The following is a 14,834-nucleotide window of genomic DNA, read 5'->3' on the forward strand; positions in this document are numbered from 1 at the left end:
GGCCGCGAAGGTCATGCCGCCGGAGGTCAGGCCGTGCGGGAGCGCGCGATAGCGGGGCATGCAGTGCGTGGGCGTGCCGCGGGCCTCGGGCAGTGCGCAGGCGCGTAGCGCGCATCAGGCAGTGCGCAGGCGGTGGCGCGCCGCAGGCAGCGTGCAGGCGTTCCGTGCGCCTCAGAAAGCGCGCGGCGGGGCGGCCAGGCGCAGTGAGCAGACGGCGAGCAACCGGGAGTCGCGGGCGTCCTCGATCACGATGTCGGCGACTTCGTCACGGCAGGTGCCTGCGGGGCTCCACGCCTGCAGATGAGTACGGAGCACGGTCTCGGGCTCGGTGTTGGCGACGAAGCACATCCGGACGTCGGTGACGGCGCGCTGGAGGAACTGCCGGTCTCCGCGCCCCAGATGGCGCCAGAGTCCCAGCACGGCGGCATCGGCGACGGAGAAATAGGACGCGAAGTACAGCAGCCCGGCGCCGTTGACGTCGCGGGTCAGATCGACCGGCTGCAGATGGGTCAGGGGCGGGCTGATCGGGACACGACCCTCGGCAGCGGGGTCGCCGACACGACGCAGACGGCGTGCGGCGCGCAGGGCGGCACGCGGCGAGTGACGGGCGGACAGGGTGGGGAGATGCCGGAAGGTGAAGCCCGGCGGACACGAGCGCACGAGCTCCGTGTTCGTGCCGGAACTCCCCCGGGAAATCCAGCTGTTGAAATTCTCCACGTAAATACAGTCCGCTCTGCGCCGCTCGTAAATCTCCTCGGGGTCGAGCGGCCCGTCACCCAGAGGCCTTGTTCCCTGGGAAACCGGGTGAATGCGATGCACGGTGAGCACGGACTGCCCTCCGGCCCCGAACACCTGCGACACCACGTCGAGCCTGTCGCCGAATTGCAGCATTCCGGGGTGCGTGCCGGCCGAGGCCATCACCCGGTAATACGTGAATGCCAGATAGGAGGGCCGCCCGTGGGCATCCCGGGCACGGAAGGCGTCGACGTCGCAGACCTCGCTCACGGTCTCCCACGTCCAGTCGCCGACCCGACCGACGAACAACGCGTTGGGTCCGCTCATCCCGGGCTGGACGGTTTCGGCACGCCGCACCGTGCCCGGAGCGATGCGGCGTGCATGAGTGGCGTAGGGCATACATCAAGAGAAACCCAGAAGCGTTTCTCCTTCAACTGCCTGCGGATTTCGCATTGTTGAACCTGTTGCGCCTCAATGCACCCGTCACCCATGCGCTGTCGGCCACGGAATCGTGAATTCGCGCTGAACCACGGAAGCCGCCCCGTGAGCCGAGGGGAGAAAAGACGACGCGAGGGCGGCACCACTAGGGTGCCGCCCTCGATCCATATCGCAGCTATCCGATCAGGTCGGGCGCGCGGAGCATCTCCGGCGGGATACCCCAGGCGTCGACGAGGTCCTCGGCGATCGGCCGGACCTTGCGGCAGAGGTCGTTCACCTCGCGGCTGATGGCCTTGGAGCGCTGGACGGTCAACCGTCCGTGCTCCATGAACCAGGCCCGGTCCGCTTCGATCGTGGTCAGGGCGAACAGGTCGCACAGCAGTCCCAGCGCCACTTTGTTGTCGCTGTCGGGCATCGCGCGCAGCTTGTCGGCGAACGCCTCGAGCACCAGGCGTTCCATATGGGCGCGGGCCACGGCGATGACGTGGTCCTGGACCCGGGAGAACACCGTGCCCGGGTGCGTCTTCTGGTCCTCGACACCGCGCTTGAGCCGCCGGGCGACACCGGCGAGCATGTGCTCCTCGCGGTAGCGGAGCATGGCGAGCTGGTAGCGGGTGTCGAGCAGGCCCGCCTCCTGGTCCCAGTCGTCGCCGCCCGGCAACAGATCGCGCACCCGCTCGAGGAGTTTGTGGGCCGAGGTCTTCTCGATGACCGTCTCGACGGCGAGACCCGTGACGAACCGGACCATGCCCAGCTGGTCCATGTCCTCGAACTCGCTCGCGTAATGCGTGAGCAGGCCCTTCGCGACGAGCTGCAGCAGCACATGGTTGTCGCCCTCGAAGGTGGTGAAGATGTCGCTGTCGGCCTTGAGGGCGGCGAACCGGTTGACGGCGAGGTAGCCGGCGCCGCCGCACGCCTCACGGCACTCCTGGATGGTGCGCGTGGCGTGCCAGGTGGCGAGCGCCTTGGTGCCGGCGGCCCGCGACTCCAGCTCCCGCCGCGCCTGCTCGTCGTCCTTGATGCCGGAGAAGACCTCGTGCAGCTGGGTGCGGACGACGTCCTGCGCGAAGTGCAGCGCGTACGTGTGCGCGAGGAGCGGGAGCAGTCGGCGCTGGTGCATCCCGTAGTCGAGGAGCAGTTGCTCCCCCGCCTTCGCGTCCGCCTCGAACTGGCGCCTGCGTACCGCGTACTTCGTGGCGATCGCCAGCGCGACCTTGCTCGCGTTGACCGCGCCGCCGCCGACGCTGACCCTGCCTTGGACGAGGGTGCCGAGCATGGTGAAGAAGCGCCGGTTGGGGCTTTCGATCGAGCTGGTGTAGGTGCCCTCGGGGCTGACGTCGGCGAAGCGGTTGAGCAGTGCCTCGCGCGGTACGCGCACCCCGTCGAACCAGATCCGCCCGTTGTCCACGCCGTTGAGACCCATCTTGCGTCCGTCGTCCTCGATGCGGACGCCGGGCGCCACCTCGCCGTCGACCCGGATCGGGACGACGAACGCGTGCACACCCTCGGACCGGCCGCCGTCCAGCTCCAACTGGGCGAAGACGACCGCCAGTCGGGCATGCCGGGCGGCGTTGCCGATGTAGTCCTTGCGCGCCTGGTCATCAGGGGTGGTGATGACGAACTCCTGGCTCTCGGCGTCGTACGTGGCGACCGTGCCCAGCGCCTGGACGTTGGAGCCGTGTCCGGTCTCCGTCATCGCGAAGCAGCCCATGAGCTTCCCGGAGATCACATCCGGCAGATACGCCTTGTGGTGGCGCTCGGTGCCCAGCTGCAGGAGCGCGCCCCCGAAGAGACCGAACTGCACCCCGACCTTCACCAGGACGGACAGATCACCGAACGCGAGCGTCTCGAACGCCGCGATCGAAGCACCGACGTCGCCCCCGCCGCCGTACTCCTCGGGAAAGCCCATCCCCGTCTGCCCGGTCGCCGCCATGGTGACCACCAGCTCGCGCACGCGCTCACGGAACTCGTCGAACCCAAGACTCTCGGCCTCCTCGAGCACGGAGGCGTACGTGACGAGGTTGGCACGGACGAGGGCACGGATCTCGGCGTACTCCCCGTCGAGCACTTCGGTCAGTGCCGGGATGTCGACTTCGGGCTGTACATATCCGTCGGAGGGCGCGGTGGCATTGGTGACCATGGAGCACTGGTACCCGAACGGGAAGTGATCAAGCGGTGGTGTGGGCCTCCTGGAGCAAGGCAGCTTGGGCCGGTGACGCGTGCTCACGCGTCACCGGCTGCGTCGATCTCCGCGGGGCCGACGATCGGGGTTCTTGAGGCGCTCCAAGCTGATCAAGAGCGGCGCCGTGGCGATCGCCGTGAGCAGGATTCCTGCGGGCACGGCGAGTGCGATATGGAGGTGGTCCTGCGTCCAGACAAGGCCAGGCGCGGCGATCGCCGCAGGTATGGCGAGGTAGGGACGGCGAACCAAGTGCCGCATGCCGTCCGTGAACGTCAGCCCCGCCCCTTGGTGTCCATGACCGAACAGTAGCCACGTGCACGGTCCGGCAGGGAGGCCCTGATGTGGCTGGCTCTCAGTGGGTCAGGAGCCAGCCGATGCGGTCATAGGCCAGAACCTGATACGCGATCATGACGGCGAGGAGCCAGCGGCCCGCGCGACGCAGGTCCGCCAGGTAGAGCGCTGCCACCGCGCCGAAGAACACGGCAAGCTCCAGGAGGAGGCGCAAGGGGCCCGGAGTATGAACGTCGCTTTCGCCCGAGCGGGACGGGTCGTCCGGCACGGCGAAAGTGCCCCATGCCCAGCCCACGGCGACGGGCAGCGCGACCACCGCAAGCCACCGCCAGGGGGAGGGGACCTTGCGCCAGGCCCAGACTCCAAAGCAGAACAGCGAGAGCAGTTCGAGGAGGAAGCGGACGGCGTACATGGCGTCGTTGTTCGCCAGCGCCAGCATGTTGATCACCCGGCCACGCCAAGGCGTATGCCAACAAGCATGCGAATGCCTTCCCTTGAACTGCTGATCAGGGCAACGGACGGATGCATCCTTGCTCAACCGTGAACAGCGCACAACGGCCGAGGACCCAAGAACGATTCTGCTGCCGAGAGTCCCCTGGGTTTGCGACTTCGCTATTCCGCGAGGGGTGCGGGGCTGCCAGGATGCCTGCAAGGTTGTGGAAGGGGTTCGGCCTCGTGCCGCGGCATGCCATCCGCCGCGCGGCTGTGCGGTTCGTCGTACGCGGACGGTGCGTGGCGTCGTCGTACGCGGACGGTGCGTGGCGTCGCACGCGGACGGCGCGCGGCGGCAGGCGAACCTGGTCGTACAGGCGGGGAGGGTGGCCGTGTTCATCGGGCGCGATCGGGAACTGGCCGATTTACAGAGCGCATTGAAGGTGCATCGGCTGATCACGCTGACCGGTGTGGCCGGGGTCGGCAAGAGCCGACTTGCCCGGCGGGTGGTGGAGCTCGAACAGACCGCCGGCGGCGGCGAGAGCAGCTGGGCCGATCTCTGGCAGTTACCCGACGAGCGGATGATGGCGGCCCTGGTCGCGGATGCGTGCGGGTTGTCCGACCACACGCCCCGTATGCCGCTGGACGTCATCTGCCAGTGGATCGGCCAGCGGGATCTGCTGATCGTTCTCGACTCCTGTGAGCATGTGCTGCCGGCCTGCCGCCGGCTGATCGAGACACTGCTCGATCAGTGCCCGCACCTGACGATCCTGGCCACCAGCCGGGAGGTGTTCCACCTCGACAGCGAGTACGTCGTGCCGGTCGAGCCGCTGCCGGTGGCGACCGATGCCGCGGAGCTGTTTCTTCAGCGTGCGACTCAGATGGGCGTGTTGCCCGAGCCCGGCGAACTGAACCGGGTGACCGACCTGTGCACGTACCTCGACGGTCTGCCCCTGGCCCTGGAGCTGGCCGCAGGGGCGCTGCGCCACAGCAGTATCGAGGAGCTTCTGCAGCGTCCCCGGAACGATCTCAGCCGCGAGGAAACAGATCAGCTGCACCCCGTCTCGCCGCGCCGGCACGATGTGCTGCGCACCGCGCTGGGGTGGAGTCACGAACTGTGCACGCCCAAGGAACGGCTGCTGTGGGCCCGGCTGTCGATCGTGCTGGGGCATTTCGACGGGACGATGGCCGCGGCGCTGTGTGCCGGCGGCCCGCTGTCCATGCGCGACGTCGAGGTCGCGCTCGCGGGCCTGGCGGACAAGTCGGTGGTCACCCGCCGCGGCGAGCGCTATCTGCTGCTCGACACGGTGCGCGAGTACGGGCGGTTGTGGCTCGAGCAGCTCGGGGAACTGGACTCGATGGCCACGACCCACGCAGCCCATTTCCTCACGCTGGCGCGGGAGGCCGACGCCACCTGGACGAGCGCCGAGCAGACCGGCTGGTACCGCACGATCAAGGACGCCCACCCCGATCTGTGCGCGGCCCTCGACCATCTCCTCGCCCACCGCGTCGACGAGGCGCTCGAGCTTGCCACCCTGACCGGCTTCTACTGGACCTGCTGCGGTCACGCGCACACCGCCCAGCACTATCTCGCCCGCGCCCTGCAGGCCGGAGACAGCGGGCAGCAGGCGCAGATGCGGCAACGGGCCATCTGGGCACTGGGGTTGACTCATCTGCTGCAAGGCAATCACGCCACCGGAACGCACCTGGCCCGCCAGTGCCTGGCGCTGGCCCACAGTGATCGCAACGCGTCCGGGCTGCTGCGCGCCGCCTACCTGCAGGCCATGAGCGATCTGCTGCAGGGCAATGCCCGACAGGCCCTGGACCTCCTGGACGACGCCCTCCAGAACGCACACGGGGAGGACGGCCCCGCCGCACCGTCCGAGCAGGCGGCGATGATGTGCAGAATGCTGCGCCTGTTCGCGCTCACCGGCATCGGCCTCCTCGATCAGAGCCGAGACGCGGCGAGCACGCTGCGAGCCCAGTGCGTGGCCATGGGCGAGCACTGGATCCGGTCCTACACCGACTACCAGCTGTGTGTGATCGCGCTGCGGGAGCAGCACAGCGACGCTGCCCTGGAACACGCCCGCTCGATGCTCAACTCCAAGCAGCAGATAGGCGACACCTTCGGGATCGCCCTGGGATTGGACATGCTGGCCGCGTCGTTCTCCGCCGACGGCGACGGCCGCTCCGCGGCACTGGCATCCGGCGCGGGGCAGCGGCTGTGGGACGCGGTCGGCCACCCCCAGCGCGGCGCACCGGATGTGCAGCCGCTGCGCGAGGCCGGCGAGAGCACCGCACGCCAGCTGGTCGGCGCCGGCACCTACGACACCTACCGCCGCCAAGCCGCTCACGCCGACCCCGCGGCCATGCTCGCCTGGGCGGCCGGCGGGGACGAACCGCTCTAGCCAGACGGGCAGATGCGCCCCCTGCATGCCAGGCGACGCCCCCCTGCATGCCGGGCGATGCCCCCCTGCATGCCAGGGGCATCGCCCGTCCCCATGGCCGGAGACTCGCAAAACAGGGCCGAGACGATAAGCACATCACTCTTCGCGCGCGCCACTCCCCCGGCTCAACGGCCCTTTGCTGAAGAGGATTCGAGGGGGCGCGAGGTAGTGAAAGTCCGCGCATGAATTCGACCGTTTGCGCTCGCGCGCGTATGGGCTTTCCAAGATCGGCCGCTGATAGCTTCCGCCTCGTGATCGATTCGTTTACCGACGTTCCGGGGAACGGGCCCTGCCCCGCGCCCGAACACCCCAGGCACCAGGCCACCGTCCGGCCCGCCTTGTGGCGGCCCGCCGAGGCCGACGACCGCTCCGCACTCAAGGCCCTGCTCGCCTCCGGCGCCGTACGCGAGATGCACGACCGTATCGACGAGCAACTCGTCGAGCTGGCGCGCTGCTTGCGCCCCGGTGACCACCTGGCAGGGCCTGAACTCGACGCCGCAGTGCAGGAGCTGACCGACGGCGTCGAACCGAGCCGCTACGGAACCTGGGCCTGGTACCCGTGGTCCGGGCGGCTGGTGCACGTGCTCCCGCGCAACGAGTTCCGCCGGGTACGCACCGACCGCAACCGCGACAAGATCACGGCCGCCCAGCAGCAGAGCCTGCTCGAGCGGCGGATCGCCGTGATCGGCCTCTCGGTGGGGAACAGCGCGGCACTCACCTGCGCCATGGAAGGCATCGGCGGATCGTTTCGCCTCGCCGACTTCGACACCCTCTCCCTGAGCAACCTCAACCGCCTGCGGGCCGGAGTCCACCATCTGGGCCTGCCCAAGACCGTGTTGTGCGCCCGGCAGATGTACGAGATCGACCCCTACCTCGACATCGAGCTCTGGCACGACGGGCTCACGGAGGACACCATCGAGTCCTTCTTCGGCGACCGGGAGCACCCGCTCGACCTGCTCGTCGAGGAGTGCGACACGCCCTGGGTGAAGACCGCCGCCCGCGAACACGCCCGCAGGCACCGCGTCCCGGTCCTCATGGACGCCAACGACCGGGGCCTGCTCGACGTGGAACGCTTCGACCTCGAGCCGGAGCGGCCGCTGTTCCACGGCCGCGGCGCGGACCTGAGCGCCCGCGACGTACGAGAACTCGATGCCGCGGACACTCTCGCCTACCTGCTGCGCATCTGCGACGAGAGCCGCCTCAGCCCGGCCATGACCGACGCCCTCAACCGTATCGGCGACACCCTTTCCAGCTGGCCCCAGCTCGCCAGCGGCGTCATGCTGGGCGGCGCCCTGGTCACCGACACCGCACGCCGCATCCTGCTCGGCGACCCCGTCGCGTCCGGCCGCTACTACGTGGACCTCGAAACCCTCATCGCCCCCCGCGACGGGGACAACTCCACAGGTCTCCGGCTTCCGACGGCAGGAGCCGCCCGGTGAACCACCTGCCCGAACTGCACGGCGAACACCTGTGGTTGCGCGAACTGCGCGCCACCGACCTGGCGCCCTTCGAACGCATCCACACCCACCGGCTGCTCACCCGCTACCTCGGCATCGACCGCATGGACGCCCGCCAGGCCCAGGACGCCTTCGCCCGGCATCTCGCCCAGCCCTACACCCACCCCCGACGCCGGCACACCCTGGCCGTATGCCCGCCCGGCCAGGACACCATGGTCGGCACCATGGGCCTGCTCGTCGAGGAGTACGGCCGCAACGCCATGCTCACCAGCCTGGTGCTGCTGCCCGACTCCCCCGTCCGCGGCCACGGCCACGAAGCCGGCCGCCTGCTGATGGCCTACGGTTTCGGCCCGTTGGGCCTGCACCGCATCTGGGCCGGACACCGCGCCGATCACACCCGTATGCAGGACGTCATGCTCGCCGCCGGCCTCCACCCCGAGGCCACGCTGCGCCAGCTGTTCCACACCCAGGGGCACTGGCACGACGTCACCACCTACGCGGCTCTGGCGCCCGAGTGGGCCGAACAGGCCACCGCCGCCGAACGGGCCATCCTCCACAGCACCCCCCGTGGAGCCGGCATGCCGGTCGCCGTCGCCCCCACCCGGCCCGCCGCTACAACCAGCTGATCCAAAGGCCGCACGGTGTACCCCGTACCGAAACCGGCCGAACGGATGTCCGCGTGGTGATCGACTGCCTACCCTTGGGGAAACCCGTCCGAAGATGCCACCGCATCCATCGGTACGACCTTGGCACCACGGCGACGCAGGAGGTTGTTCACAGTGGAGCTGAACCCGGAGCCCTCGGACAACACCGGTGAAGTGACAGGGGTGTTCGTCCACCGTCTCACGGAGGACACCTGGTGGTGGTCCGACGAGATGTACCGGCTGCACGGTTATGAACCCGACGCCGTCACACCGAGCAGCCGGCTCCTGCGCAAGCACCAGCATCCGGACGACGTCGACCGAATCGACGCCATACTCGCCGCCGCACGCGAAACCGGCGAGCCGTTCGCCTGCTACCACCGCATCCTCGACGCCGCCGACCGCGATCTCAAGGTCGTGGTCGTCGGTGACGGGCGCCTCGACGACGAGGGGGTCGTCGTGACCCTGCGCGGATTCTTCATCGACGTCACCACCCCGGTCGCCAAGGAGGCCTCCGAGGCCGCCGAACGCGACATCGAGCGCGCGCGAGCCACGCAGGCGACCATCGACCAGGCCCGCGGCATCCTCATGGCGCTGTACGGCATCGATGCCGATCTCGCCTTCCGGGTGCTGCGCCGCCACTCCCAGCACACCAACACCAAGCTGCGCGATCTGGCCGAGATCATCGTCGAGGCCGCACCGAACACGCCGGGCGAACCGCAGGCCGGCCTCCACAAGCGCATCACCCGCGCGCTGTACAAAGCCGGCCAGGACATGTGACCTGGAGTGAGGTGGGCTCGGCCCTACGACCGCGCGCGAAGGGCGGTCAGGGCCCGGTCCGCGTGGACGCCCATGCGGATCTCGCTGCGGATCACCTCGAGGACGCTGCGGTCGGTGCCGATCACGAAGGTGATGCGTTTCGTCGGTACGAGGGAGAACCCGCGGGCGACGCCGAACTTCTCCCGTACGGTGCCGTCGGGATCGGACAGCAGCGGCATACCGAGCGCGTGCCGCTCGGTGAACTCCTGCTGGCGCGCGACGGGGTCGGCACTGATGCCCACGGGCTGTGCGCCGACGGCCGCGAACTCCGCGGCGAGATCGCGGAAGTGGCAGGCTTCCGCCGTGCAGCCGGGTGTGAGGGCCGCGGGATAGAAGAACAGCACCACCGGTCCCTGCGAGAGCAGCTCGCTGAGCGCGCGGGGTGTGCCCGTTTCGTCGGGGAGCGTGAAGTCGTCCACCTTGTCGCCGACTTCGATGCGTGTCTTCATGACGGTGACAAGCCTCTCCTTCGATGATCCCGTCACCTTACTCGAAGGTAATTTCCGACGGCGAGCCGTGAACCGCTACAGCTCGAGGAGGGGTTCCAACTCCCGCATACGGCTGCGGAGTTCCTCGAGCGGCAGCGCCTGTTCGCGGTCCACGACGAGGTAGACGAAGATGCCGCCTTCGCGCAGACGCAGCAGCGGGCGGATGATGTGCACCTCGCGTTCGAGGGTGATCAGGATGTCCTCGACGCTGTCCGGCCGGTAGCCGAGGAGCTCCAGTGTGTACAGCTTCGCGCGCATGACATCGCTGTCGCCGTAGGCGACCTTGTCCATGTCCAGACCGCTGTCGCGATCCGCTGAGCCAAGGACTCTGCGCTGCTGGAAATCAACGACCGCGACGCCGGTGACTCCGGTGATCTCCAGCGCCCTGTCCAGAAAAGCCTCGACCGTGACCATCCATGCATACCTTTCCCGCAAATATCTGTCTCGAGCAGCGAGGGAAGGGACTCCATGGAGGCCCGGATCGCACATTAGCGGAAACAAGTCATCGTCCAACGGCGTCCGCGGATACGGGCGGACGATGAGCGGCAGACAGGGCCTGCCGCTCATCCACCGGCTGGAATTCGCCGGCCGGTCCGCTCAACTCAGCCGGACGGGAAGGCGCTGAACACTGTTGCCGACGAAGGAGGCGTGGCGCGGCAATTCCGACTCCTGGACGGCGAGGTCCAGATCGGGGAAGCGCGTGAAGAGCTGCTCGAGGGCGGTGGTGGCCTCCATACGGGCGAGCGGGGCGCCGAGGCAGTAGTGCGCGCCGTGCCCGAGGGAGAGGTGGCGGTTGGTGCGGTCGCGGTGCACGTCGAACCGGTCGGCGTCGGGGCCGAAGGCCTCAGGGTCGCGGCCCGCGGCGGAGTATCCGGCGAGGACCGGGGTGCCCTGCGGGATGACCGTGCCGTCGAAGGTGAGGTCGCGGGTCGGGTAGCGGAACGGGAAGTAGCTGACCGGGCTGTCCCAGCGCAGGGTTTCCTCGACCGCGTCCGCCCAGTTCGCCCGGCCGGAGGTGATCAGGTCCAGCTGGTCGCGGTGCATGCACAAGGCACGTACGGCATTGGTGATCAGGTTCAGAGTGGTCTCGTGCCCGGCGATGATCATCAGCATGAGCGTGCCGATGAGTTCGGGAGGGCTGAGCCGGCCGCCGTCGTCGTCGCGGGCGGCGATCAGGGCGGAGGTGAGGTCGTCCCCGGGGTTCTCGGCGCGGGCGGCGGCGACCTGGCCGAGGACCTCGATCATCTCCCGGTTCGCCGCCAGGGACTGCTCGGGGCTGATGTCCGTGGCGACGATCTGGTTCGACAGGTGGTGCAGACGGGTGTGGTGTTCCTCGTCCACGCCGAGGAGTTCGCAGATCACGCCCATCGGCAGGGGCAGTGCGAAGTGCGTGCGCAGGTCCGCCACGCCGTCGCCGGCCTCGGCCGCCCGCTCGAGGTTGTCGAGCAGATCCGAGGTCAGCTTCTCGATACGCGGGCGGAGCGCTTCGATACGGCGCGGGGTGAAGGCACGGCTCATCAGCGAGCGAAGGCGCTTGTGATCGGCGCCGTCCGCGGTGGTCATCCCCTGCACGGTGGCGAACGTCTTGAGCGGCCAGCCCTCGGGTATCTGTCCGGCCTGCAGGGCGGCGAAGTGCGCGGCACTCTTGGCCACATCGGGATGGGCCAGGAACTCCTTGAGCGCGTCGTGCCCGAGGACGGCCATGCCCTCCACCTCACCGGGCAGCACCACGGAGGCGACCGCGCCCTGGGCGAGCAGCCGGGCGTTGGCCGCGTGCGGGCAGCCGCCGGCCGGGTCCATGCGGTGCGCGGCAGCGGTCGAGGGCTGGGACGTGCGCTCTGTCTGCGCCGGAGAAGTATCCAACGAGGGGCTCCTGATACTCAGTTGGTGGAGGTGGGACGGGGTACGCGGGACGCCGCTCATCGGGAGGGACCGCTGTGAGCCGCGGGCGTGTGCCGGGGCGGTGTCGTACGCGGATGAGGAGTGCTGAAGCGGACCGGAAGGCCGGCCAGGCCCCGGCTCCACGGGGACTTGACCCACTCGAGTTCGCTCTCGGGGACGGCCAGTTCGAGGTCGGGCAGCCGGTGGCGGATCGTGTCGATGGCGGTTCGGGTGATGAGCCGGGCCGGGTCCTGGGCGGGGCAGGTGTGCGGGCCCGCGCTGAAGGCGAGGTGCGAGCGGTTGCCCACGACGGGCTGTCCGTCGGCGGGCAGGATCTGCGGGTCGGCGTTGGCCGCGGCGAGTCCGAGGATGAGCATGTCGCCCGCGCGTACGGGCTGTCCGCCGAAGGTCATGTCGCGGGTGGCGTAGCGGGCGGGGAAGTTCTGGGTGGGCGGGAAGCGCCACAGGACCAGGTCGAGGGCGTCGTCGACGCTCAGATGTCCGCCGGTGAGCGAGGAGCGGAAGGCGGGGTCGCACAGCAGGATGCGCAGCGAGGTCGCGATCCAGTTGACCGTGGTCTGGTTGCCGGCGACGAACATGACCACGAGGTTGTGCAGCACTTCCTCGTCGGTGAGCTGGGCCGGGTGGTGCAGCAGGGCGGAGGTGATGTCGTCGCCGGGGTGGCGCCGCTTCTCGTCGATCAGCTGGAGCAGGATCTGCGCCATGCGCTTGCTGGCGTCGCCGGAGCGCGCGGTGGCGGAGACCGTGCCGGCGATCGCCTCCACCAGGGCGCGGCCGGTGTGCTGGTCCACACCGAGCAGCTGGATGATCACCTGCATCGGGAGCAGGCGCGCGTAGTGGGCGACGAGGTCGGCTTCGCCGTGTCCCGCGAACGAGGCGATCAGGTTCTCCGCCATGTCGCGGACGCTGCGGCGCAGTTCGTGCCCGTTGATCCCGGCGAGTGCGTCGGCGACCGCGGTACGCATCCGGCGGTGCTGCTGGCCGTCGGTGAACAGCAGCGCTGGGCGCCAGCCGACCATGGGCAGCAGCGGCGAGTCCGCGGGGACCCGTCCTTCGCGCAGCAGCGTCCAGCGGCGCGGATCGTGCGAGAAGTCCTGTTCCTCGCGCGTCAGTTGCAGCAGCTCACGGTGCCCGAGCACCAGCCAGGCGTCGATGCCCGGCGCGATGGCGACCGGAGCGACCGGCCCGTACGTCGCCCGCAGTTGCTCGTAGAGGGCGGGCATCATGTCGCCGTCGAGATCGGGTCCGTACAGCGCGGTCGGTCCGCTCGCGGTGGCGCCGGTGACCGGGCAGCGGGAGCCGTCCGCTGCGGAAGGGGGCGGCTGCGTGCTCATGGTGTCTCCGTGGCAGCAAGGATGAGGTGGCGGATCAGCGCGATGAGGGCCTGGATGGACGAGGTCTGATCGCGTGCGTCGCACAGCACCAAGGGCGTGTCGGGCAGCAGGTCGAGCGCCTTGCGCAGTTCGGCGTCGTGGTGCTGGGGGCTGTCCGGGAAGACGTTCACGGCGACCGCGAACGGCAGACCGAGGTCTTCGAGATGGCCGAGCGCGTCGAAGGACGCGGCGACGTCCCTCGGGTCGATCAGGGCCAGTGCGCCGAGGGCCCCTTTGGCCAGATCACGCCAGGCGGGCAGGAAGCGGTGCTGGCCGGGTGTGCCGAACAGATAGAGCACCAGATCGCCTGCGACGGTGATCCGGCCGAAGTCCAGCGCCACGGTCGTGGTGTCCTTCGTACCGTGCGCCGGGGCGTCGACCCGGGCGCCGGCCTGGGTCATCACGGCCTCGGTGAACAACGGCTTGATCTCCGAGACCGTGCCGATCAAGGTGGTCTTGCCGACCCCGAGGGGGCCGACGATGAGGATCTTCGCGGCGCCCGTGACGCTCTGCGCGACGTACTTGCCGGTGGAATCCGGGGAAGCCTGAGGGCCGGCGGGCGCGGGAGCCTCGGGCCACGGTTCAAAGTCGGCTTTCGAGACCACTGAGAACCTTTCTGAGCATGGTCACATCGGCACGTTCGGCCGGCGGGATGGGCGGGCGCGTCACGATCAGCCCCCACTCCAGGAGATCGGCGAGCAGCACCTGCAGGACCGAGGGCGGCTGTCCGAGGTGGGCGGCCACCTCGGCAACCGACAACAGGCCCTGGCAGTGCGTGAGGATCGCCTGGTGCTCCGGCTGCAGCGCGGCGGGGAAGGCCGCGTCGGTGGCCATGACCAGGGACTCCCAGGACAGTGGGCCGCCCTCGGACTCGGCACGCCCGCCGGTGATCACATAGGGGCGAACGGGAGAGGTTCGTTCCCAAGGACCGTTCGTCATGACGTGGGGGCGGCCTGTTCCCGGGGCTGGGCGCTGAGCTGGGCACCGATCTTCGCCACGAGGAGCTGCATCTGCTGGGCGACAAGGCCCACGTCGGCCTGCGTGTCGGTGGCGACGCCGAGCTGGGCGCCGGCCCCTGCGTGCGTGAACAGGACGAACCCGAGGTCGGACTCGACCATGATCTGCCGGATCCTGGCACCCTCGCCGAAGAGCAGCCCGGCGGTGGAACGGCCGGTCATGGTCATCGCCGCGCTCGCGGCCGACAGCGCCTCCGCCTCGCCGACGCTGAGCGCGGCGACCGGTCCCGACAGGTCCTCGGCGGACGCGTGGCCGAGTCGGAGCCCGTCCTCGGAGACCACGACCGCGTGCCGCACTCCGGGGATCGCGATCAGCGGGTGCAGCATCCATCCCAGGTCGGGAAGTCGAGCGATGGTGCCGGTCACGGCTGGCCTCCGTCAGGTGTATCCATGGTGCTGGGGAAGGGCTGTTCGTCCGCCGTGGGGGCGGGACGGCTGTGCGCGGGGTGCTGCCCGCTGTCCCCGGTCTCGTCGTACGCGGTGGCCGGGGCCCGGCCGCGCAGGGTGCCGGACACCACGCTGGCGATCGAGGCCCGTGCGGCTTCCGGAGTCCACGGCTCGGCCGGTGCGGCGGGGGCGGGTGGCGGCGCCGCGTGGCGGGCCGGCGAACCGG

At 69.5% G+C, this 14,834-nt stretch carries 14 protein-coding genes and 1 pseudogene; 5 read left to right on the forward strand and 10 right to left on the reverse strand.

What is annotated here, in order from left to right; translation table 11 throughout:
• Positions 1 to 171: 171 nt before the first annotated feature.
• From ABT367_RS23710 to ABT367_RS23720, 3 genes are all read right to left on the reverse strand, one after another.
• On the reverse strand, positions 172 to 1,134 hold the full coding sequence (locus tag ABT367_RS23710; protein ID WP_352255092.1) for an LnmK family bifunctional acyltransferase/decarboxylase: 963 nt from the start codon (positions 1,132 to 1,134) through the stop codon (positions 172 to 174).
• A gap of 214 nt (positions 1,135 to 1,348) precedes the next feature.
• Positions 1,349 to 3,313, reverse strand: a complete 1,965-nt coding sequence (locus tag ABT367_RS23715; protein ID WP_352255093.1) for an acyl-CoA dehydrogenase family protein — start codon at positions 3,311 to 3,313, stop codon at positions 1,349 to 1,351.
• Between the two features lie 394 nt (positions 3,314 to 3,707).
• On the reverse strand, positions 3,708 to 4,085 hold the full coding sequence (locus ABT367_RS23720; RefSeq protein ID WP_352255103.1) for a YrdB family protein: 378 nt from the start codon (positions 4,083 to 4,085) through the stop codon (positions 3,708 to 3,710).
• A 319-nt stretch (positions 4,086 to 4,404) separates the two neighbouring features.
• Here ABT367_RS23720 and ABT367_RS23725 point away from each other — a divergent pair, with 319 nt between their 5' ends.
• The 4 genes from ABT367_RS23725 (at position 4,405) to ABT367_RS23740 (ending at position 9,403) form a co-directional block, all read left to right on the forward strand.
• Complete coding sequence (locus ABT367_RS23725) at positions 4,405 to 6,486, forward strand: ATP-binding protein (protein ID WP_352255094.1); 2,082 nt, start codon at positions 4,405 to 4,407, stop codon at positions 6,484 to 6,486.
• 290 nt (positions 6,487 to 6,776) lie between these two features.
• Positions 6,777 to 7,964 carry a ThiF family adenylyltransferase gene (locus ABT367_RS23730; protein ID WP_352255095.1) on the forward strand — a complete coding sequence of 396 codons (1,188 nt, stop codon included), beginning with the start codon at positions 6,777 to 6,779 and terminating at the stop codon, positions 7,962 to 7,964.
• Positions 7,961 to 8,608, forward strand: a complete 648-nt coding sequence (locus ABT367_RS23735) for a GNAT family N-acetyltransferase (protein WP_352255096.1) — start codon at positions 7,961 to 7,963, stop codon at positions 8,606 to 8,608. Before ABT367_RS23730 ends, ABT367_RS23735 begins: the two co-directional genes overlap by 4 nt.
• A 153-nt stretch (positions 8,609 to 8,761) precedes the next feature.
• Complete coding sequence (locus ABT367_RS23740) at positions 8,762 to 9,403, forward strand: PAS and ANTAR domain-containing protein (RefSeq protein WP_352255097.1); 642 nt, start codon at positions 8,762 to 8,764, stop codon at positions 9,401 to 9,403.
• 23 nt (positions 9,404 to 9,426) lie between these two features.
• On the opposite strand, the gene ABT367_RS23745 is transcribed toward ABT367_RS23740, so the two are convergent.
• The 7 genes from ABT367_RS23745 to ABT367_RS23775 form a co-directional block, all read right to left on the reverse strand.
• Positions 9,427 to 9,891, reverse strand: a complete 465-nt coding sequence (locus tag ABT367_RS23745; RefSeq protein ID WP_352255098.1) for a peroxiredoxin — start codon at positions 9,889 to 9,891, stop codon at positions 9,427 to 9,429.
• Between the two features lie 75 nt (positions 9,892 to 9,966).
• On the reverse strand, positions 9,967 to 10,344 hold the full coding sequence (locus ABT367_RS23750; RefSeq protein WP_352255099.1) for a hypothetical protein: 378 nt from the start codon (positions 10,342 to 10,344) through the stop codon (positions 9,967 to 9,969).
• A 183-nt stretch (positions 10,345 to 10,527) separates the two neighbouring features.
• Positions 10,528 to 11,730, reverse strand: a complete 1,203-nt coding sequence (locus ABT367_RS23755; RefSeq protein ID WP_352255104.1) for a cytochrome P450 family protein — start codon at positions 11,728 to 11,730, stop codon at positions 10,528 to 10,530.
• A gap of 119 nt (positions 11,731 to 11,849) precedes the next feature.
• A complete protein-coding gene (locus tag ABT367_RS23760; RefSeq protein WP_352255100.1) occupies positions 11,850 to 13,166 on the reverse strand; it encodes a cytochrome P450 in 1,317 nt (438 codons plus the stop codon).
• The gene (locus tag ABT367_RS23765) at positions 13,163 to 13,810 is read right to left on the reverse strand and encodes a GTP-binding protein (RefSeq protein WP_352255101.1); all 648 of its coding nucleotides are present in this window, start codon (positions 13,808 to 13,810) and stop codon (positions 13,163 to 13,165) included. Before ABT367_RS23765 ends, ABT367_RS23760 begins: the two co-directional genes overlap by 4 nt.
• A complete protein-coding gene (locus tag ABT367_RS23770; protein WP_165337000.1) occupies positions 13,788 to 14,144 on the reverse strand; it encodes a DUF742 domain-containing protein in 357 nt (118 codons plus the stop codon). Before ABT367_RS23770 ends, ABT367_RS23765 begins: the two co-directional genes overlap by 23 nt.
• Positions 14,141 to 14,587: a roadblock/LC7 domain-containing protein gene (locus ABT367_RS23775; protein ID WP_352255102.1), complete on the reverse strand. Its 447-nt coding sequence runs from the start codon at positions 14,585 to 14,587 to the stop codon at positions 14,141 to 14,143. The genes ABT367_RS23770 and ABT367_RS23775 overlap by 4 nt, the downstream gene beginning before the upstream one ends.
• Positions 14,588 to 14,611: 24 nt before the next feature.
• On the opposite strand from ABT367_RS23775, the pseudogene ABT367_RS41470 reads away from it, so the two are divergent.
• Positions 14,612 to 14,834 (forward strand): annotated as a pseudogene (locus ABT367_RS41470) (hypothetical protein); the annotation flags it as partial.

Origin of the sequence: Streptomyces mesophilus, assembly GCF_040300965.1 — a bacterium.
Lineage (GTDB): Bacteria > Actinomycetota > Actinomycetes > Streptomycetales > Streptomycetaceae > Streptomyces > Streptomyces mesophilus_A.